This is a genomic window from Rhodohalobacter sp. 614A, assembly GCF_021462415.1.
Classification (GTDB): domain Bacteria; phylum Bacteroidota; class Rhodothermia; order Balneolales; family Balneolaceae; genus Rhodohalobacter.
Window position 1 is genome coordinate 17564 of sequence record NZ_JAKEDS010000002.1, and the last position, 22793, is coordinate 40356.

Annotated in this window: 15 protein-coding genes; 7 read left to right on the forward strand and 8 right to left on the reverse strand. The window is 42.7% G+C overall.

Annotated elements, in window-relative coordinates:
• Positions 1–13: 13 nt before the first annotated feature.
• The 7 genes from L0B18_RS08990 to xseA all read right to left on the reverse strand — a co-directional run bounded on the left by L0B18_RS08990 (position 14) and on the right by xseA (position 7123).
• Positions 14–682 carry a hypothetical protein gene (locus tag L0B18_RS08990; protein ID WP_234571427.1) on the reverse strand — a complete coding sequence of 223 codons (669 nt, stop codon included), beginning with the start codon at positions 680–682 and terminating at the stop codon, positions 14–16.
• Between the two features lie 14 nt (positions 683–696).
• Positions 697–1302, reverse strand: a complete 606-nt coding sequence (locus L0B18_RS08995) for a YceI family protein (RefSeq protein ID WP_234571428.1) — start codon at positions 1300–1302, stop codon at positions 697–699.
• 46 nt (positions 1303–1348) lie between these two features.
• Positions 1349–1945: a YceI family protein gene (locus L0B18_RS09000; RefSeq protein WP_234571429.1), complete on the reverse strand. Its 597-nt coding sequence runs from the start codon at positions 1943–1945 to the stop codon at positions 1349–1351.
• Positions 1946–2017: 72 nt separating this feature from the next.
• On the reverse strand, positions 2018–3277 hold the full coding sequence (locus tag L0B18_RS09005; protein WP_234571430.1) for a hypothetical protein: 1260 nt from the start codon (positions 3275–3277) through the stop codon (positions 2018–2020).
• A gap of 249 nt (positions 3278–3526) precedes the next feature.
• The gene (locus L0B18_RS09010; protein WP_234571431.1) at positions 3527–4183 is read right to left on the reverse strand and encodes a response regulator transcription factor; all 657 of its coding nucleotides are present in this window, start codon (positions 4181–4183) and stop codon (positions 3527–3529) included.
• A 27-nt stretch (positions 4184–4210) separates the two neighbouring features.
• Positions 4211–5635, reverse strand: coding sequence for a sensor histidine kinase (locus L0B18_RS09015; protein ID WP_234571432.1), 1425 nt, complete (start codon positions 5633–5635; stop codon positions 4211–4213).
• 132 nt (positions 5636–5767) lie between these two features.
• A complete protein-coding gene (gene xseA / locus L0B18_RS09020) occupies positions 5768–7123 on the reverse strand; it encodes an exodeoxyribonuclease VII large subunit (RefSeq protein ID WP_234571433.1) in 1356 nt (451 codons plus the stop codon).
• Between the two features lie 434 nt (positions 7124–7557).
• On the opposite strand from xseA, the gene L0B18_RS09025 reads away from it, so the two are divergent.
• The 7 genes from L0B18_RS09025 to L0B18_RS09055 all read left to right on the forward strand — a co-directional run bounded on the left by L0B18_RS09025 (position 7558) and on the right by L0B18_RS09055 (position 19862).
• The gene (locus L0B18_RS09025; RefSeq protein WP_234571434.1) at positions 7558–9033 is read left to right on the forward strand and encodes a glucoamylase family protein; all 1476 of its coding nucleotides are present in this window, start codon (positions 7558–7560) and stop codon (positions 9031–9033) included.
• 17 nt (positions 9034–9050) lie between these two features.
• Positions 9051–12140: a SusC/RagA family TonB-linked outer membrane protein gene (locus L0B18_RS09030; RefSeq protein WP_234571435.1), complete on the forward strand. Its 3090-nt coding sequence runs from the start codon at positions 9051–9053 to the stop codon at positions 12138–12140.
• 10 nt (positions 12141–12150) lie between these two features.
• Positions 12151–13629, forward strand: coding sequence for a RagB/SusD family nutrient uptake outer membrane protein (locus L0B18_RS09035; RefSeq protein ID WP_234571436.1), 1479 nt, complete (start codon positions 12151–12153; stop codon positions 13627–13629).
• A gap of 46 nt (positions 13630–13675) precedes the next feature.
• A complete protein-coding gene (locus L0B18_RS09040) occupies positions 13676–14941 on the forward strand; it encodes an Ig-like domain-containing protein (RefSeq protein ID WP_234571437.1) in 1266 nt (421 codons plus the stop codon).
• Positions 14942–15149: 208 nt separating this feature from the next.
• Positions 15150–17099: a glucoamylase family protein gene (locus tag L0B18_RS09045; RefSeq protein ID WP_234571438.1), complete on the forward strand. Its 1950-nt coding sequence runs from the start codon at positions 15150–15152 to the stop codon at positions 17097–17099.
• Complete coding sequence (locus L0B18_RS09050; RefSeq protein ID WP_234571439.1) at positions 17027–19357, forward strand: glycoside hydrolase family 3 N-terminal domain-containing protein; 2331 nt, start codon at positions 17027–17029, stop codon at positions 19355–19357. Before L0B18_RS09045 ends, L0B18_RS09050 begins: the two co-directional genes overlap by 73 nt.
• A 145-nt stretch (positions 19358–19502) precedes the next feature.
• Positions 19503–19862: a four helix bundle protein gene (locus tag L0B18_RS09055; protein WP_234571440.1), complete on the forward strand. Its 360-nt coding sequence runs from the start codon at positions 19503–19505 to the stop codon at positions 19860–19862.
• A gap of 24 nt (positions 19863–19886) precedes the next feature.
• Here L0B18_RS09055 and L0B18_RS19835 read toward each other — a convergent pair whose 3' ends face one another.
• Positions 19887–22760, reverse strand: coding sequence for a triple tyrosine motif-containing protein (locus L0B18_RS19835; RefSeq protein ID WP_234571441.1), 2874 nt, complete (start codon positions 22758–22760; stop codon positions 19887–19889).
• Positions 22761–22793 lie beyond the last annotated feature (33 nt).

Genomic DNA, 22793 nt, shown 5'->3' on the forward strand with positions numbered 1-22793 from the left:
AATAGATTGTTCTCTAGCCGGTTGTAACGGTAGAATTTAATCCAATCAGAGATTGAAGATATCGGTTTTTGGGAGTTTGAAGATCTGGTTTCTCTGCTTCATCATCAACACAAAAATCGATAACCCGGAATTCGTTTGGGGATAAATGATCGTGACAGTCATTTTGGATTGATTCCTTCCAATAACCCACATTTAACCATGTGAAAGGGTTGTTAAATGTAGAATAGAGAGCGAACCATAATTCAAAATCACTGCTGCTTAATCCATTACCTTGCAAGATCTCTGTCTGCTCAATTTGCTTAATATCCAATTGATACTGTCTCGCCAGCGTTTGAATGATTTTTTCAGGATCACTTTTTTTATGTGATTTATCCTTGGAAGGTGTTGAATTTCGAACAAACGTACTGTTAACATCAATTCTTATAGAAGCTACCACACCGGGGTTTTCTAAACTTGGAAAGCTCTGGATGTGAAAATTGGATTGGTTCCTTTCGATGTAGCATGAGAGCGCCTTTAAAACCTGGCCTACAGCAATTACAGAACATCGGTAATTATTTCTGTCTTTCAGGTAGGCAGGTAAGATGGAAATCTCAATAACATTGCCAGAGATATGATATTTCCATGAGTCCGTTTTATAAAGATTCGAATGTTTACGAATCTCTTCAATCCATTTTTTAAGCATCTCTCTTCTCGCTATTAATTATTGCCTATGGCTATCAGATCGAAATGGACGGTTAGTTCTTCATCAGCTCTGATTAGTCCCATTAGTGCCGTCGGGGGTTCTACCCCAAAATCGGTCATTCGTATTGTTGTTTGACCAACTGCACGGACTCTCTCATCATTCAGGTAATAGGCATTTGTCATAAAGCTTATATCCCTGGTGTTTCCCGCGACGGTTAGGTTTCCGTGCACTCTCACTTCAAATGCATCATCAAATGACTGAGGCTGACTTATCAAATCGGCCTGCTCAAATACAAAAGTAATCTCAGGAAATGTATCTGCCTTAAGTGCCTTCTGCAGGTCTTTATTCATCTTTCGTTGACCACACTCTATGCTGTCAACTTCAATCTCTATTTGTACAGAAAGTATTTCTGTGACTTCATTTAAAAGAGATGAAGGATTGTTGAATTCAGGCAGTGTTGCTTCTCCTGAATAATTCTCAGCAAGGCATTCAAACTCATTGACATTTGATCGTCCCTGGAACCAAAGTTTACTCTCATTAAGAGGGACAAACGTAGATTGAAATGAAAAAACTTCCCCCGCAAAAATCAGACTGAAGAGCATGAGAACGGCTATCTTCATAAATGATATGTTAGGGAAGTTTTTCATCTTGAAAAAAATATTATGGCTATCTACTGAAAGATACGTCAAATTTTATAATAACTTCATCTTTAGATCGAATTGTACCAAAAACTGCGGTCGGCGGATCGATACCAAAGTCGGTCATCAGAATTTGTTTTTCGCCAGTGAACTGGATGCTGCCATCCTGAACATTTGCTGTTACCTGCATATCAGCCGTATAGGAAGTTCCTTTAGCTGTGATAACCCCGTTTCCGGTGATTAATAATGCACCGTCTTGACTGGTTACTTCTGTAACGTTATTAAGCTCGAAAGTAACATTCGGGTAATCATCTTTTTCCATGTGTTTATGGATATTTTTTTTGAGCCCACCAGACTCAGCATCAATTCCCTCTACAGGAATGGTTAAACTCAGGCTTTTAAAAGATTCAGGTGTAAGATTTTCTGCACTGACAGACTCTATATTTTGAAGAACAAGAGTACCGTTTACTTCAGTAGCCTGGGCCTCCCAGTCATGAACGTTAGAGTCTCCGTCAATAATCATGCTGGAGGATTCCTGAGCGGTAAGTGTGATGTCCTGTGCTACGGCTGATCCTGCCATGAATAGTAGCGCGATGAAAAGGGATATTATTTTTTGAGTATACATAGCTTTGTAAATTTAATTTGCAGGGTTGTTTTTTTACAACCCTGCATGGGGTTTATTAATTCAATTTATTTCTTAGAAACTTACTACTGCTTCGATGTTGATTCCGCTGAATTCTGCATCATCATATACTCCGGAGAATCCATCGTAAGACTGAGTTACAAATTCAACTTTTGTCAGTACGTTTTTGGTGAGGAACCAGCCACCACCGATGTTCAATCTTGAGATGTCAACGTCTCCATCGGAAATATGATCACCAGATACAGTGTTGTATCGTCCGCCGATGTAGAAGTCTTCATCTGCACCAAATCTGTAGAGAAGTTCTCCACCAAGTTGTGTGAATGATCGTGAGCTGGGCTCAGCAGATCCCTGACCGGATGTGGTTTCAAATACTCCGAAGAATTCCAGGCCTTGATATTTCAGGAATGGGTTGATCATGATAGATGTCATTTCTCCACCACCAGCATCAGCAAATGCAGGGTCGAATCGGCCAGCCCGGAAGTTGCCGGGTTCAATTGCGTTATAGTATCGGCTACCTGCCCGGTCGCCAGCGTAGATGTAAATTCGGGCAGCTTCAGATATTCTCATGAGAGATCCGGTAATTCGGAATCTGAAATCGTCATTTATTTGGCTGTCATATCCAACTTTTGCGAGGAAAGTTGCTTTTGTTTTAACGTCGCCCTCAACAGTGCTTTGATTTAATTTACCATTGGTAAGGCCAATCATTCCAAATATCGGTCCGTTGTACAAGTACACTTCACCACCAACTTCTGTTGTGAATGAATCCATGATGTAGTTACCTACAAATGGGTTGAAGATCGTAGCACCGTTATCACTTCGTCGGAAGTGAGTATCACCGTAGTTGTTTTCCATGTGTCCCACTTTAATTCGCATGTGGTCACTTAATTCAGAAAGAAATCCTTCTTCAATGAAATCAAATGAATCCATTTGCAGATATCCACCTTTAACGTATGCTTCCGGGTGGTGTTGAGATGAAAGATAGGTTCTGAGGTGCATTCTCAATCCGGGAGCCAAAGCTACATCAAAATCCAGGTTTGAGGTTGCCAGGTTAAAGTTGTTTTCAAGGTCGGGTAAATCACCTGCGGCATTATCATGGCTCATTCCCTGGAACTGTAACGTGTTAGAGCCGCCAATTCGAAGATTAAAACCATCGAATTCTTTGTCGGTGTAGAAGGGAGCTTCAAATTCGTTCAAGCCTGTTTGATCAGGAGAGACATAATAGGGTAACACCCGATCATTATCTTGGGCTTGCAATCCAATGCCCCAAAGCGAGAATAAAAATATAAAGGATAATGTAGTTGTTAGAGTTTTCATGGTCTTATTTTTTTCTGTGTTTATTGGGTAATTATTAAAAATTTTTTTGAGCCGTAATGTGGCCGTCATCTGTTGTTTGTTTCTTGATGACGGAACAAATATTGCAAGAAACAGAAATAAGAGTAAGAGGACTTAATCTGATTGAGCAGTAAGGACATCCCCTATAGGAATGGGGATTTCCCCTATGATGTGTATAAAGAAGAGACGGAGTTTTCTGTAGGAGAAATGGATGGGAAAATCATAAAAAAGCTATCTGGCGGACTCTTCTACCCACTTTACGGCATGGCGCATCAATTCGTTTGCAGTGTCTACCTGGAGCTTGTCTTTGATGTTTGCCCGATGAGATTCCACGGTTTTAACGGAGATGTGTAATTTATGGCCGATCTCTTTTGTGGAGAGGCCCTTTCCTGTTAGTTCGAAAACTTCAAGTTCACGATCGCTAAGCAAATCAAGAGGATTGTCGCTTTTGGAGGCATTGCCCGTGGCCATTTTCATGATCAGTTTTGTACCAATGTTTTCGCTCAGGTAAATTCCTCCTTTCAATATTTGCCTGATTGCGGAAATCAAAACTTCGGCGGCTTCCAGTTTCATCAGATAACCTTTGGCTCCAGCCCGCAGGGCGCGTTCCGCATAGAGCTCTTCATCGTGCCGGGAAACTACCAGTATTTTTAAATCCGGCTGTTGATGCAGTACATTTTTGATGAGTTCGATGCCGTTCATCCCCGGAAGGGAAATATCAACAACTGCAACATGTGGTTTCATATTAATGATATCCGTGAGTGCTTCTTCAGCACTTTCAGCCTGACCACAAACTTCAAAACCAATCTCTTTTTCAATAGTCATTACCAACCCCTTTCTCATAAGTGGGTGGTCGTCAACAATGTAGATTTTTTTGTTCTCAGCCATGGTTAAGTTTGCTTATTGCTAAAGTTGTTAAGAAGATAAGATTTTATAGGAGGATCCCACGGCGAGAAGTGTAACCAAAATTGCTGCTCCGCCGAGGCTGCTTTTTTCTATTTCAAAATTTGCACCGATTAACCGGGATCGGAACTTCATAATCCTGACTCCCAGTCCTTTATGTTTATCCCAGTCCTGGGAAAAACCTGTTCCATTGTCCTCAATTTTTACGATAAGTTTCGTTTCATCGTGTTTCATATCAATCTGTACTTTCGAGGCATTTCCGTGTTTTACGGCGTTACTCGTAGCCTCTTGTACAATTCTGAACAAATGAGTCAGGCTTGTGGGATCATCAAAATGAATATTGAGAGTATCTTTTAATTTGCACTCGATATTAAAAAGACGTTCAGCATTTGTGGCGAGGCGTTGAAGTGCGGCAACAAGGCCACTGCTGTCCAGTTCAACGGGAATCAGGTTTCTGGAGAGTCCGCGGGCATATTCATCCGCTTCTTTCAGTAAATCGGTAATTTCCACAACATCTTTTGCCAGAGGATGATCTTCATCTTTCAGTGAAGAAGCAATATTTTTGGTAATCAGGGTAATTCCCGTCAGCATTTGCCCAAGCCCGTCATGCAGATCCTGCCCGATTCTGAAACGTTCATGTTCGCTCACCCGCAGTACTTCCTGCTCAAGACGGCGTTGTTCTGAAACATCCCGGATGATACCTGTATAGAGGCGTTGTCCGTTTACATTCACCTCACTGACCGCCAGATACATCGGGAAAGTTGAACCATCTTTTCGTTTACCGGTCACTTCTCGGCCAATCCCAATTATTTTTCGATCACCCGTCTGATGATAGTTATGTATGTAGCCATCATGTTCGCGACGGTAGGGCTGGGGCATCAAAACTTTTATATTTTGTCCGATCACTTCGGAGCTGCTGTACTGGAAAAGATCTTCTGCAGCTTTATTGAACGTTCGCACACTTCCCCGGTCGTCGATCGCAATAATGGCATCGACGGTTGTTCGTAATATACTGCGTGCACGGGCTTCACTTTCCCGAAGTTTCATTTCGATAAGGAACTGGCCTTCTTTATTCCGGGCCATTTTTTCAGCAAATGCAAGCCGAACATCCAGCCGCTGTTCGCTGTGAAGTGATTCAATAATGTACTGATCAATATCGGCGTCAATCAGGCGGTGTAGGTGTTCAACATCCGATTGAGTAATAACTGCAAAAATCGTGTACTTTCTGCCGTGCTCTTTTGCCCGAATCAGTTTGCAAAACTGGATGGCCTCTTCAGAATAATCACTGATTAGAATGAGCGAAAAATTCTTCTCCTCCAAAAGATTCAATCCCTGGTCAGTCGGCTCTGTGATGACTATATAATGATGTCGCCTCTGGAGGGCGTTGAATAATGTTTTTTTGACCTCTTTGTCAAACCCTGCAATAAGTGTATTCATCAAGCGGTAACTTCTTTTTGAATGATGTATGGGAATCTAATAAATATCTGGCTATTTGTAATGCTTTAAGATGATGGGTATTAGCCTGCTAATACTGTGTATCTGTTGTGGAATCAAATGTTTGTGCCAGGTTTACGAATCTGTTGATTCAGAATATTTAGGTAAACGTACAAGTCCGTCCTTCCATTCAATTTGGAGTTCTTTTTTGGGATCAAACGTTGTTTGGGTGCGTATCCACTTGCCGTCCTGCAGAATTCTCGAAAATCCCTTTTCCAGGGGGGCTTTCGGATTGATTTCTCTCAGCTTTGCAAAAGCATCTTTGTAACGCGATGTTTTATCATTCAGAACTTTTTCCGATCTGTTTTTCATTTTTTCATTAAGTGATTCTATCAGCCGGGAGTAATTTTGAATGGAGTTTTTGGGACTTTGCTGCTCCAATTGATTCATGGAATATTGAAGTGTGGATTCGCGTTCTAAAACCATCTGCCGGAATCGGCTTCGCATTCTTTCCCTCAGGCTATCCACTCTATTTCTCTGAATAGTCAGCCTTTCTTGTACAACGAGCAAAGCGTGCGAGTGGGCAAGGCGATCCACATAATCCCTGTAATATTGAATTTTTTGCGCAATCAGGGATTCAAGAGTCTTAACATCATCCTCAATCTGAAAACGAAGTTCATTGATATCGGGTGTAGAGATGATCACGGCTTGTGTTGGCGTTGCAGCCCGGGCATCGGCCACAAAATCGGAAATACTAAAATCAACTTCATGTCCCACAGCACTTACAATTGGGATAGCACACTTATGAATGGCTCGTGCTACAATTTCTTCGTTAAACGGCCATAAATCTTCCAGCGAGCCGCCACCGCGTCCAATAATAATAAGATCCACCGGATTTTCCTGCCGTTCAAAATACTCCAGGGCTTTTACCAGTTCACCGGCGGCCTGCATTCCTTGTACACTTGCGTGATGAAGATACAGCGTAGCTACAGGCCAGCGCTGTTGAAAAGTTGATTGAATATCATGAAAGGCAGCTCCCGTGGATGATGTGATTACGCCAACTCTAAAAGGGAAAGGAGGAAGAGGTTTTTTGATGGAATCATCAAAGAGTCCTTCATCCTGAAGTTTTTTCTTAAGCTCTTCGAACTTTTTTTGAAGGCGCCCAATTCCAGCTTGTTGAACAAGGGTAACGATCATTTGGTAACGCCCGTGGGGTGGATACACCTGGATGTCTCCCCCAAGCACCACTTGTTGACCATCCTGCAACTCCACATCAAGCCGGCTGGCAGTGCTGCGCCAAATGACACAGGGAAGCTGGGCGGAATCGTCTTTTACGGTAAAATAATAGTGGCCGTTCCGGCTTTGGTTTACATTGCTGATTTCACCTTCTACCAGGATATCCCGGAAATTACTTTCAAGAATATTTTTGATTTGATCTGTCAGCTCCGAAACCGAGGGTACATCGAACGCAAAGGGTATCTGGTTTTTCATCGTTAAAAAATCACTGTTCCAAAAACCAAAATCCAATGATTTTTTGGAACAAAATCAAAAATAAGTAATACAGAATAATGAGACGGAGTTGCGGCCGTTATTGAATCGAACTATTAAAGTAGAGAAATATTTCCTATCCAAGCCCCGGAAAAATCGGCCATCTTTGTACATAAAAGTTTCTGTATCGGACTCATCAGGAAATATTGAATATTGAAACAGCATTTTATTAAAAACCCCGATTAAAAGCCATAAACGGCGATCTCATTTGAAGTGACGTAGTGTTGTTGTAGTGTTAAAAAAGCGCTTTTCTTCGAGTGTAGTAATTTTATTGAGTTTAAAGTTCTTGCTAAGCAAAGTGATGTGATTAATCTTTAAAAGAGACGGAAAGGTGTAGTCACCATAACGAAAACTATTCCAAGTAACAGCAGTAACGTATGAAAAGATGTAGATACAAAGACGACCTTTGGAGATTTTTAACTTTACTCGTGATGATATTCTTTCTGGCGCAATCCGAAGGGATAAGAGCAAATTCCTATGGGCTGGATTCAAAGAAAACTTCTCAAGAAAAGACACACCAAATTCATAGTGAATTTAAAGCGGATACAACAGATACCTTTCACGGGGTTCCTGTTTCATTTTTGGAAGATTTAAAAGAGAGAACATTCACCTATTTTTGGGAGGTTGTGGATACATCAACTTGGCAAAGTGATGATCGGTATCCCACACGAAATTTTGCCAGTATCGCTGCCACCGGTTTTGCTTTGCCAACCTATATAATAGGAATTGAGAACGGGTACATTACCAGGGAAGAGGGAACAGAGCGAGTACTAAATGTATTGGAATGGCTTTGGAATGCTCCTGTGGGTGATGATGAAAAGGGAGTTGCCGGTTACAAGGGATTTTACTACCACTTTCTGAACTACGGATCTGGTACGCGATTTAAAGATGTTGAGCTTTCTACTATAGATACGGGTTTGCTGATGGCCGGAATTCTAACCGCTCAAAGCTATTTTGATGGGGACAATTCAGAAGAAACTAAAATTCGTGAGTTGGCCGATTCTTTATACAGACGGGTTGAATGGGATTGGGCGATGAATAACAATCCTACCATGTCTATGGGATGGCGTCCGGAAAGAGGATTTATAGAAGCTCAGTGGAAAGGCTACAATGAAGCGATGATTTTATTGATTCTCGCTTTAGGCTCGCCAGAGCATCCCATTCCTGATAATTCCTGGGATGTTTGGACATCCACATACGACTGGGAAGATTTCTATGGATTTGAACATGTGAATTTTGGCCCGCTTTTTGGTCACCAGTATTCGCAAATGTTCGTTGATTTTCGCGGCATTCAGGATGATTATATGCGAGAGAAGGGAATCGATTATTTCGAAAACTCAAGACGTGCCACTCTTGCAAACAGAGCCTATTGCATTGATAATCCCAACAATTTTGAGGGATATGGAGAAAATATTTGGGGATTAACGGCAAGCGACGGCCCTGCAAATGAAACACGTGAAATCGGTTCCAAATCGGTTCGTTTCCGAACCTATCACGCCCGTGGAGCGGCTGCCGGATATATCCAGGATGATGGAACCATTGTTCCCACAGCTGCCGGTGGATCCATCCCATTTGCTCCCGAAGAGACACTGGCTGCACTTTATACAATGAAAGAGAGATTTGGTGATCAGCTCTATACGGGATATGGCTTTATAGATGCCTTCAACCTGACCTATCAGGAAGATGGTTGGTTTAACGAAGATTATATAGGAATCGATCAGGGGCCTATCATTATTCAATTGGAAAACCTTCAAACAGGTTTGATTTGGAGCATTTTGCGGGAAAACGAATACATCCAAAAAGGATTGGAAAAAGCCGGATTTACAGGCGGCTGGCTCGATGAAACAGATTAATTATTAAACAGAATAAAATGAAAAAATCCATGAAAGCATGTAACAAATGGATGTCCGGAATTACAAAAACAGGCAGGCCCATTCTGTTTCTTTTTGTGATTTTAATAACCGGACTTCTAAACAGTGAGAATGCCTGGGCCCAGCAACAGGTTCAGGGAACGGTGGTAGATGCCCAGAGCGGGGAAACACTTCCGGGTGTAAACATACGAGTACAGGGCAGTGGTAATCGAGGAACGGTAACCGACATGGATGGTAATTTCAGTATTACCCTTCAAGCCGGTGAAAATGTACTGATTTTTTCATACGTCGGTTATACTCTACAAGAAGTAAATGTTGAAGGACAACAGGAACTATTCATTGAACTGGAACCACGAGTCGGTGAACTGGATGAACTTGTAGTCATCGGTTACGGAGCCGTTCGTAAACGTGATGTAACCGGTTCGGTAGGCCAGGTTCCGGCAGAAGAAATCGGGGATTTTACAACCTTTAATGCCGAACAATCCCTTCAGGGAAAGGTAAGTGGTGTGCAAATCAGTGCCTTGTCTGGTCAGCCGGGAGATGGCTCGGCTGTGCGAATTCGTGGAGTAGGAACATTTAATGATTCCTCTCCAATATATGTAGTTGACGGGGTAATTCTTGATAACATCGATTTTCTGAATCCTGCAGATATTGAATCCGTTGAAGTTCTGAAAGATGCGTCAGCTACCGCAATTTACGGATCAAGAGGTGCGAATGGAGTTATTCTGATTCAAACAAAAACCGGCTCGGGCCTTGAACAGGGCAGTACATTGGTAACCGTGTCGGTTGAAGGAGGCGTTCAGCAGTTGGAAAAACAGATTGATCTGTTAAATGGTCGCGAATTTGCCATCATAGCCAATGAGATTCGCCCAGGATCTTACAATAATGTGGATGCCGTTCCGAACACAAACTGGCAGGATCAGATTTTTGATACCGCTCCAATGCAGAATCACCAGATATCTGTTAGTGGAGCCACGGATAAATCCGATTATTATGTGAGTCTTGGCTATTTCCAACAGGCAGGTATCATAGACAAGTCGAATTACGAGCGACTGAACCTGAAATTGAACAATAATTATTATCTCAGTGATAACGTAAAACTGGGAAATAATCTCACCATCTCTCCGTACCGGCAACGCATTGCTCCAAATGTATCCTTTGCAGCTTATCGGGCACAGCCTCTGTTAGATCCCTACTATCCGGATGGAAGTTTTGGGGTCGTTTACAACGTAGGAAATCCACTGGCCAGCCTGGAGTACTCTAATAACTACAATCGTGGAGTTCGGGTTGTTGGAAACGTATTCGGTGAATTTACACTGTTTGAAGATTTCCTTTTCAGAACCAGTTTTGGTACAGATGCTTCTCTGAATCGCGCCAAAAATTTCACGCCGGCATTTACAGTGTATAATCCTGATGGAACGCAGTCGCAGCAGAACAATGAATTCAGCGATCTGTTTAAAGGAGAAACCCTGAATTACAATCTTCTTTGGGAGAATACGATAAACTATATCAAAGATTTTGGCAGGCATAGTGTTAATGCGGTTGCCGGACTTACCATGCAGCAGGTGAAATCTGAGCGATTGGAGCTGTCTGGCCAGAATATACTTCGGGATGATGAAGATTTCTGGTATATCGATCCCTCTTATGTTATCGATGAAGCGAATAACATCAACATGTTATCGTCTATCCTCAATGAGGTAGATCCAAACCAGTATTTCAATATGATGTCGTACCTGGGGCGTGTGGTTTATTCCTATGATGGTAAGTATACGGCCACTCTGACAATCCGACGAGACGGTTCATCGAAATTTTCGGAAGGAAATCAGTGGGGTACTTTCCCATCAGCCGCATTGGGCTGGAATATCGACCGGGAAGCTTTTATGGAAGATATTACATGGCTTAGTAACCTGAAACTTCGTGGAAGCTGGGGTATGATTGGTAATGAAAAGATTACTTATTATGATCGGTTTTCGCGTATAAATGCCGGGTTATTAGCTGTTTTCGGAAATCCGGATGCCACTTATAATGCGGCTACATATGGAAAATCAGGGAACCCCGATCTGCAATGGGAAACCACTACTCAAACAGATATCGGTTTAGAAATCGGCATGTTAGACCAGCGATTGTCTGGTGAATTTGATTTCTACAACCGGGTCACAGACGATATTCTGATTGAACTTTCCACTCCCGGCCATCTCGGAAACGGACAGGGACAAAAAGTGCGATATAATGCAGCATCTGTTCTTAACAGAGGAATTGAATTTCGGGTGAACTGGGAAGATTACATAGGCGATGATTTCTCATATGGAATCACAGTCCTCGGTAATACCATTCATAACGAAGTTCAGGATATCGGTGGAAACAGTGAAGTTGATGATGAGCTGATCGGTGGAGGATTGGCAAACGGCCAGCAGGTTACCCGATCGATAGTCGGCCGTCCAATTGGATCGTTCTATGGATACGTAACCGATGGTATCTTCCAAAATCAGAATGAGTTGGACAGCTACCCACATCTTTCAAACGCCGGTGTTGGAGACCTTCGATTTGTAGATACCAATGGAGATGGTACTCTAAACGGAGACGACAGAACTTTTATCGGTTCTCCGATCCCTGATCTGGTCTACGGATTTTCGGTTGATCTGGCATATCAAAACTGGGATTTGTCAGTTGCTTTTCAGGGGCAGTACGGAAATGAATTATTTAACGGTAAAAACGCAGTCCGTCCTGATCCTTACAACTTTGAGCAACATGTTTGGGATCGCTGGACCGGCGAAGGAACCAGTAATTCTGAACCACGTCCTTCATATGGCGGCTACAACTATTTACCGTCCGATCGATTTATTCAGGATGGTTCGTACTTGAGACTTCGAAGTATTGCTCTTGGATACAGCCTTCCGACGGGACTGGTAAATAATTTGAATATGACTCGTGCAAGAATTTATGTGAAAGGAAATAACCTGTTCACATGGACCAGTTACACCGGATATACCCCGGAGATTGGTAGCGGAAATGTACTCTCAAACGGAATAGACACGGGTATCTATCCCATTCCACGAGTTTTCTCCGTAGGAATTAACACAACATTTTGAGGCCATAATTATGAAAATTCACAAGATTTTAATTTTGACATTTGTACTTGTGGCTTTTGCAGGCTGCGAGGATTTTTTAAGTGTTAGTCCCCAGGGGGAACTGACGCAAGAAGCATTTCCAACGACTCCGGAAGATGCTCTGCAAGCGACAAACGCCGTGTATTCAACTGTTCGGAGCTGGCACTATCACAGTGGTGGATTTCCCATTCTAGATTTTATGTCTGATGATGGACACAAAGGAAGTAACCCCAATGACGGCGCAAATACACAGGGGCCATATGATAATTTCACGCACACCCCAACTCAAGACGGGCTTGACCGATGGTGGAATGCACTTTATGAAGGGATCAAACGTGCCAATGTGGTTCTTGAGAAAGTTGAGCCTATACAAATGGATCAGCAATTGAAAAGCCGGTATCTGGCTGAAGCAAGTTTTTTGAGAGGGCTTTACTACTTCGATTTGGTTCGGGCATGGGGTGGTGTTCCATTGGTTACCTCATTGGAAGTTCCCTTTGAAGTTCAGAGATCATCAGCCGCCGAGATTTATGATTTGGTAGAGCAGGATCTGCTGTTTGCGATCGACAATCTTCCGCCCAAAAGTGCATATGGTGCCAACGATCTGGGAAGAGTGACCAGAGGAGCTGCACAGGCATTACTGGCAAAAGTATACCTGTTTCAACAAGATTTTGAAGGTGCTGAGCAGTATGCGATGGAAGTTATCAATTCTGGCGAATATGGACTGGAACCTGATTTTTATGATGCAAACGGACCCGGCGGGGAGCACGGCATAGAATCCGTCTTTGAAATTGGCGCTGTTGCCACTTCCGGCACAGATAATGGTGGTAATCAGTATGCCAATACCCAAGGTGTTCGCGGCACTCCAAACAGAGGATGGGGCTTTAACCGGCCTTCTGTTGATTTAAGGGAAGCGTTCGGCCCAAACGATCCGCGTCGAGATGCCACAATTATTGAACTTGGTGAAGTTATTGACGGAGTAGAAATTTTGGGTGATGGTACAACTCCCGATGAAATGACCGATGAAAACGGAATTCTTCAAATAGAAAGTTACAACCAAAAAGTGTGGATTCCGGGAACATCAACCAATACACAATTCGGGCATAACCGGCGCCTTATTCGTTATGCAGACGTGCTGTTGATGGCAGCCGAAGCTCTGAATGAAAATAATAAACCAGGGCAGGCGCTGACTTATCTGAATCAGGTGAGGGAGAGAGCCCGCCAGGGAAATGCATCCATTCTGCCGGATATCACTGAGACAAATAAGGATGCCCTCAGAGATCTGATCATAAAAGAACGCAGACTGGAGTTGGCACTTGAAGGCCATCGTTTCTGGGATCTTGTTCGCACCGGAAAAGCACCGGAAGTACTCGGTCCGTACGGATTTGTAGAAGGCAAACATGAAGTACTTCCAATTCCTCAAAGTGAAATTGACCTGTCGCAGGGAACGCTCACTCAAAATGAAAATTGGTAAAAGAACATTTAAAACATCAATCCAACCATAACAAAAACAAATAATTATGAAAACAAAACTTACAACACTACTGATGCTTTCAGCTGTTTTTATGATGGCTGTTCTGTTTCAGGCATGTGGAACCGATAGTGGACCAGAAGATTTGAACATCGAGTCGATGACGGTAGGAGGTCAGGATTTGAATGCTGCTGAATCCCCCGAAGATGTGCCAGCGGATGCAAGCATTGAAGTGACTTTTAGCTCTAATGTGCAAGCTGCAACGGCTACATCAGCGAATATCATGTTAGTTCAGGATTATAACGATGAGCAGATTCCGTTGGATATTTCTGTAAGCGGAGCAACGATTACAATTACTCCACAAGAGAACCTGGGATCTGGCGCTCTGTATCAACTGACACTTAGCAGTGGACTTCTGAACGAAGATGATCAACCGCTTGCAAATACAACCCGGTCTTTCTCCACAGCGGGTACATTTGCACCTGCGGGCATGGTTGCTAATTGGACATTTGAAGATACTGCGGATGATGTAGTTGGAACTTACAGCCCGAGTGCCTCTGGAGTCGTCGCTATTACCTATACAGACAGCCGTAATGATGCTGCCGGAATGGCTGCCACATTTGATGGAGATGCAAGTATTATTGAGATCCCCAATGGCGATCAATTAATTGATACCGAGGAATTTACGATGAGTTTTTGGCTAAAAACCAATTCTACAAATCACGTAAATGAAAATGGAGATCCAGCCGGACATTTTGTATTTGGGTTGGCGGCATTCCATGGAATCCAGATGGAAATTCCAGCTAACTACTCTCAATTTGCCATCCCAAATGCGGTCAGGCTTTCAGATGGAACGGTTACAGGGGCTGGTAATATGAATTGGAATGGAGATGGTATTACCGGACAAACCGGCGGTTATGTAGCCATTACTGTAAGCGATGAAGAGGATGTACCTGCTTTAATTAAAGATAAATGGACTCATGTAACCATTATTGTTGATGGACCAAATAAATCTCGTTCATTATATGTAAATGGTCAATTAAGAATGCATCACGACTTTACATTGTTGGATGCAGACAGCCCATTACAAAATATGACGGGCATGGCTTACAATGGCAGTGAACCTGACGTTTATCCAGAATTAGCTTTTGGATTTATCCAATCAAGACAGGGTACAATGTGGGATAATGAACCTTGGGGAGGATATGATTTCCCAACAGCAAATCACTTCAAAGGTCAGCTTGACGATATAAAAATCTATCATAAAGCCCTTACTGAAACTGAAATTCAGTTAATGTACGATTCAGAAAGTTAATTCAAGAAAACCCATAGAGGTACGTTCGCGTATCCACCATAATTCCCGGTATGGATGCTGCTTTGCCTGAGTGAGGGAGTGGCGCTCCACACCGGGAGTTTTTTATCACAGTTGAAGTATTTATGAAGTAATGAATCACAAACTATATAATCTTTCTACAGTAAGGGAGAATTTTTCATATCGTCTCTTTTTTGTAATTAATTTTTTTTTGATTGCTTTCCTAATAACAGGCTGCAAAGATAAAAGCACGGAACCTGAACCGGGTACATTCCAATTGCTTAAAGCTTCTGCCGATGATGTGACACTGAGAAGCAGCCAATCGACTCCCGATATTCCAGCAACTGCTACATTTACGATTGATTTTTCAACGGCTTTAAATCAGCAACAAGCTCAAAACAGTATTCGAATTGTTTCTCTTGAAAATGATGAAGCTGTTTCGTCTGACATAACATTTGAGAATAATGGAAACAGCGTTGTCATCACTCCACAGCAAACACTGAACTGGCTACACGAATATAAACTTGAAATTTCTGATGAACTTGAATCAGCTGAAGGTGCCCATTTTCCAGGCGTGGAATTTCTATTTGAAACCAAAAACGGGTCAGGAGAGATCGTTTCCATAACAGTCAACAATACAGAGCTGCCAGAACAATCTGTGATTCGCAATGTAACTTATAATGATGTAACTGTGGAGATTGTCTTTTCTGAATCGTTAAACGAACAGAATTTGCAGAACGATATCAGAATTACGCCGTCATTTGCATCCGACTTTTCACTTTCGCCGGATGGCAAAACCGTGACCATCACCAATACAGAAGACCTTGATTACTATCGCCACTATTTTGTGAATATAAGTGGTGATCTGTCTTTTGAAAACGGATTTGAGTTCGACGAGTTTAACACCCGTTTTCAAACCGGCCTGAATTCCGAACCGAAGTTTCCGCAAATTTCTGATGAAGAGCTACTCACAAAAATCCAGGAAGCTACTTTTGGCTACTTTTGGGATTTTGCGCATCCGGTGAGCGGACTGGCAAGAGAGCGGAACACCTCGGGAGATACCGTTACAATCGGAGGCAGCGGCTTTGGAGTTATGGCGATTTTGGTCGGCATTCACCGTGGATTTATTACCCGGAATGAAGGAGTAGAACGGCTTCAAAAAATTGTGGATTTCCTGGAATCGGCGGATCGCTTTCATGGAGTTTGGCCTCATTGGATGAATGGAAATACAGGCAATGCAATCCCCTTTAGCCAGTACGATGATGGCGGTGATCTTGTTGAAACGGCGTTCATGGCACAGGGACTCATAACGGTTCGCGAATTTTTAAATGAGGGAATTGAAGAGGAGGGAAATCTGATCGATCAGATCAATGGCCTTCTCGATACCATCGAATGGAACTGGTACACGCAGGGTGGTCAAGATGTTTTGTATTGGCACTGGTCAGAAAATCACGAGTGGAGAATGAATCACCAAATACAAGGCTATAATGAAGCATTGATTGTGTATGTGCTGGCCGCATCGTCTGATGATTATGGAATTAATCCTGAAGTATATCAACAGGGATGGGCAAGATCAGGTGGAATTGTGAATGGGAAATCATTTTATGGAATCACGCTTCCCGTCGGATTCGATTATGGCGGTCCACTCTTTTTTGCACATTATTCCTTTCTGGGACTCGACCCAAGAAACTTATCTGATTCGTATGCAAATTACTGGACGCAAAATCAAAATCATACGCTCATAAACCGTGAGCATAATATTGTCAATCCCAATAATTTTGTGGGATACAGTGCCAACAGTTGGGGCCTCACGGCAAGCGACAATCCCGAAGGGTACAAAGCTCATGAACCAACACACGATGACGGGACCATTACACCAACTGCAGCCGTTTCGTCTATCCCATACACTCCGGATGAATCGATGGATGCGATTCGCCATTTTTACTATGCATTGGGTGATAAACTTTGGGGTGAATACGGATTTCATGATGCATTTAATCCCACACAAGGGTGGTGGGCGAATTCCTACCTGGCTATTGATCAGGGCCCGATTATCATCATGATAGAAAACCATCGGTCGGGTTTATTATGGGATCTTTTTATGGATGCGCCCGAAGTACAATCGGCGCTGCAAGAACTTGGTTTTACTACAAACGAATAATTTTAATATCAAATAGCAGAGTGGAAGCAATGAAGAAAATGTTGATATTGGCGATTGTGACAATACTATCAGCGAGTTTTGGGTGTGGCAGTAATTCTCCTGTCTCTGATTCCGAGAGAAGCATCGAACAAAAAGTGGATTCGCTGTTGTCGGTCATGACGCTACAGGAAAAAGTTGGTCAGCTTACGCTTTATACCAGCGATATGGATCAAACCGGTGCATTTTTACGCCCGGAATATTTGGAGGATGTCAGATCCGGAAACGTGGGAGCGATATTTAATGCCTATGGTGCTGAGTATACACGAGAACTTCAGGAGATGGCAGTTAACGAAACACGGCTTGGCATTCCTCTTTTGTTCGGATACGATGTAATTCACGGCCACCGAACCATTTTTCCGGTTCCGCTGGGACAAGCTGCAAGCTGGGATCTGGATCTTATTGAAGCTTCCGAAAGAGTTGCTGCCCGTGAAGCCTCCGCAGAAGGATTGCACTGGACATTTGCTCCAATGGTTGATATTTCTCGGGATCCTCGCTGGGGAAGAATTGTAGAGGGTGCAGGTGAAGATACCTATCTGGGATCGAAGATTTCGGCAGCAAGAGTGCGTGGATTCCAGGGAAATGACCTAGGAGATGTACAGACAATTGCCGCAACTATGAAACACTTTGCCGCTTATGGGGCTGCAAAAGCCGGCCGGGATTATCACACCGTTGACATGTCGGATAGGGAATTGCGCGAGATCTATCTGCCACCATTCAAAGCAGGTTTTGATGCAGGAGCTGCTACTGTGATGACATCTTTTAACACGCTCAACGGAATTCCTGCTACAGCCAATGAGTACCTGTTTGAGGATATCCTTCGGGATGAATGGGGATTTGACGGTTTTGTAGTAACAGACTATACAGCCATCATGGAACTGCTTTTTCACGGAGTGGCAAGAGATGAACAGCACGCCACAGAGCTCGCGATGAATGCCGGAATTGATATGAGCATGCAGGATGGATTTTATCAACGAAATCTGGCAGATCTGGTTGAAGAGGGCAAAATCACAGAAGAACAACTAGACAATGCCGTTGCAAATGTTCTGCGTGTGAAATATCAATTGGGTTTGTTTGAAGATCCATATCGCTACAGCTCTACTGAAAGGGAAGAAGCTGAAATCATGAAACCTGAGAATATTGAGACAGCCCGCGATATGGCCCGGAAATCAATGGTTCTTTTGAAGAATCAAAACCAGGTTCTACCAATCAAAGATGATGTGGAAACGATTGCCGTGATTGGCCCGCTTGCAGATAGTCAACGCGATCTGATTGGAAGCTGGTCGGCCGCAGGAGATTGGTCGAAATCCGTTTCCCTGTTGCAGGGATTGAAGAATAAAAAACCGGAAATTAATTTCATCCATGCAAAAGGGACCGGAATTGATGATGGAGATACATCCGGCTTTGATGCGGCTGTTAACGCTGCCCGTCAGGCTGATATGGTGATTTTGGCTTTGGGCGAAGCGTACTGGATGTCAGGTGAGGCAGCAAGCCGTTCAGAAATTGATTTGCCCGGCGCACAGCAAGAGCTTGCCAAAGAAATTCATGCACTCGGCAAACCAACCGTTGCCGTATTGATGAATGGCCGTCCATTAACTATCAACTGGCTGGATGAAAACATTCCTGCTATTCTCGAAACATGGTTCTTGGGAACAACCACAGGCGACGCCATCGCCGATGTACTTTTTGGCGATTATAATCCATCCGGAAAACTGCCGGTGACATTTCCGAAAAGTGTTGGCCAAATTCCTATCCACTATGATATGAAAAATACCGGCCGCCCGTTTGATGCCAATAACAAATACACCTCAAAGTACCTGGATATATCCAACGAGCCTCTGTATGTTTTTGGTCACGGTTTGAGTTACACAACCTTTGATTATAGCCCGATTACTTTATCATCCAACAAAATGGCCACATCCGATAGCCTGCAAGTATCGGTTACAGTCAGCAATACGGGTGAATACGCAGGCGAAGAAGTAGTACAGCTCTATCTGCACGATAAAGTGGCTTCGATAGCTCCTCCGGCGCGACGTTTAAAAGGATTTCAAAAAATAAACCTGCAACCGGGAGAATCGAAAGAAGTAGTCTTCAACGTTACGAATAAAGACTTGTCATTCTACCAAAAGGATATGAGTTACGGCTCTGAACCCGGAGAATTTATGGTCTTTGTAGGAGGAAGTTCAAAAGACACGCAGTCGGCTGAGTTTGTTTTGGAATAGCATGGCGCTTAGCGCAGAAAGCTTGGCGTAAAGTGTGGGGCGAAGAAGGATAAGTACGATGTAATCTTTTCAGCCTGATTGTGTAAGGTTCACAGATTTTTGGTTCATATATAAGAACAGGTGAACTGCAAAATCTATTACCACTATGGCTGAATTTAGATTTCAAAAACTGGAAATTTGGCAAATAGCAATTGAAATTGCAGATACTCTGTTTGATATAGCAGATAACCTTGAACAGAGAAAACTGTTCCGATTTGCAGATCAGTTGCGGGGAGCGGGAATGAGCATGTCGAACAATATTGCGGAAGGGTCAGGATCGAGTTTTAAAAAGGTCTTTAACCGATATTTGGATGACGCCAGGAACTCAGCCTTTGAAAATGCGAATATTGCAATTTTGTTATGCCGAAGAAAATTGATTTCAGAGAAACAAAAGGAAGATATTTTAGAAGATCTGGATAAGTTTTGTCGTAAAACAAGCTCTTTCCAAAAATCATTGAACCGCTAAACGCCTTGCGCCACGCTCTCCGCGCTAAAACGTCATAATCAATTCAGTAAGATTCTGATCCGTTGAAAGATCCAGACGTTTCCGTAGTCGATACCGACGCTCTTCCACACCGCGAACGGAAATATTTAAAAGTGGTGCAATTTCCTTTGAAGAGAGGTTCATCCGCAAATATGCACAAAGCCGAAGATCGCTTGGAGTAAGCTGGGGATATTCTTCCTTCAGCCGTTTGAAGAAATTTCCATGGGCTTCGTTATATAACTGTTCAAAAATTTCCCACTCATGCTCATCTTCAATTCCATCTTCAATCAGTTTAATGAGTTTGTTATAGGATTTGTCAGGAAGTTGATTTCGTGACTTTTCTTTTTGACTCTCCAGTTCATCTTTAATGGAACTCAAAAGATTGTTTTTGCGCATCATTGCCATGGTATTGGACGCCAGTTGCGCAGATTTGTGCTCAATTTCATTCTGAAGTTTTTCATTACTCAGTTTGATCACTTCTTTCTCCGCTTTTTCCCGATCCTCAAGAATTTTCTGCTGATTCTTTTCCAGCTCTTCACCGAGTTTTTTCCATCTTCGGCGGGAGATATAGAATCGAATCATCAAAACAAAAGACAATAATAAAATAAAGTAGAGCACAAAGGCTGCGGGTGACAAATACCATGGTACTTCAATTGTAAAAGAGAAAGTTACCGGCTCCGTAAGCTGTCCGCTGGGGCCAATCGAGCGGACAAAAAAGGTATATTCTCCGGCGGGCAACCGAAGGTATTCTGACTGAGTGTTGGTTGTCCATTCACTCCAGTTTGCATCAATTCCATCCAGTTTGTATTGAAAGAACGCACGATTTCCGGCCATTTGGGTGGTTGACCAATTAAAACGAATCGAATTGTTTTGATTGGAAAAATTCTTTTCTGAAGATACATCGGGATTAAGGACGGATGTATGTTGTTGTGAATTACTGATTGTAACGGAATTCAATTCAACTTCAGGAGCGGGATAGTTCGTTTCATTCACAAGGTCCAGATTGAGAACGGCAAAACCATCTTCCAGGCTGATAAGATGTAAGTTTTCATTCAGCGGAATGATATTTTCATAACCCTCAACCAGTTTTAGATTATACATTTCGGGCAGTATTCTGTACACAAGATTTATGGAATTGAAGTAAACTTCCACCAACAGAATTTCTGATTCCTTAATAATCCAATACCATTGTTCACCAACGGGAATAATATTGGATACGGATTCCCTGACCGTAAAAAACTCATTTAAATCGTTATAGGGGACAAACCTTTCGTTAATGGCATCCCACTGATAAAGCGTATCGGCGATGGAAGTCATTATCTGGTTGTTCATCTTGAATACAAGATTCGTACTCTGCGGGAGCCCCTCGGCGCGTCCAATTTCACGGATTTGATCGATCCGGTTAAATTGCATGTTTGGTTGAAGCCGAAAAACTCCCCGGATAGTATGCCCAAGCCAGATGTTTCCAATATGATCAAATTCCAGGAAACGGGCGGGTGATTGAAATCCGGACATCAAATATGATTGTTGCCAAATGTCATTCTCTTTTTGATAGACAACAAGGTTGCTGTATGTACTTTGCAGGAGGAGTTCCCGGTTATTGACTGGGTAAGGTTTCAGGTTATATCCCCCGTGAACGGTACTTACTTTGGTCAACTCCTTATTTTCGATAAGGTAAGTTCCATCGTTCAAGCCGCTGTACAGTTTTTCATCAAATACTTTGAGAAACCAAACCTGTCCCTGGGAATCCGGGATCAGAGATTTGTCATAAAAATTTCCGTTTTCATCCCTTTTGTACCAGTAGATGCCCCGGTTTGTACCTATGTAAAGTTCGTTATTATGAAGGGCAGCAGTATAAACACTTCCTATTCCATCGGGTTCTTCCAGGTATGGATGAATGGGTGTATCAAAAGCGATGTAGCCGATTCCCCTGTCCATCCCAACCCACACATTTCCAAAAGAATCGGCGTGAAGTGATAAAATGGTGTTGTTCTGGAGTTGATTCCTGGTGTTAATATTTTCGAGAAAATTAAAATCCAGATCGTAGATGTAAATGCCATTCAGAATAGTTCCGATAATAATTTTATCGTCTGTCCGGACAATCGTATTGATCCTGTTTTGAACCACCTCGTCGGCGCGTTCTGCCTCCCAATCATCAAATGCATTTCCATCAAACGTATAAATTCCGCCGGAGGTACCAATGAGCATGGAGTTCTCGTTCAGGCGAATAATTGAGGCTACTTCTTCCTGGCTGAGAAATTCGCTTCCGGCTACCGGAATAAATTCATCATTTATCAGCCGTCGCAATCCTCCCTGAACTTGTTGAGTGTAAACGTTGTCTCCGATTTTGTATAAAAACATAAACGATCCGGGTGGATCCAGGCGATAAACGTCTGCATTTACTTCATCATAACAATAAACAGACCCAAAGCTGTGGAAGTAAATTTTGTTTTGATGTTCTACAATTTTCCAGATTTCATCGTTGTTTAAATCCGGATTTTCCAGTCTGTTTGCCAGCGAGTGATATTGAAGTTCGCCTGCCGCGTTTTCTTCCCAATAGCCAAAATCTTCAAAAGAACCGGTGTAGATTCTATCATTGATGTATGCTACAGAGCGGAATACCGTACTGCCTGGAAGTTTGTGGAGAGTAAATGTGGAATTTTCATAAATCAATAAACCGTTGTTATTGGCGATTAAAATACTTCCACTGTCGTTGGCTGTAATATCCCAGTTTTGGTTTCCGGCCCCGGCTTCACTTGCACTATAATTACTAACCTGGTAACTGATTTGAGCCTGAACAACAGCCAGATCCGCCAACAGAAGAAATAAGATTGGAAGTATAAACCGTACTAAAACCATAGCTTTATTTCGACCTTTCACAACATGAATTTTTCTCAATCCTTCAAGATAAGA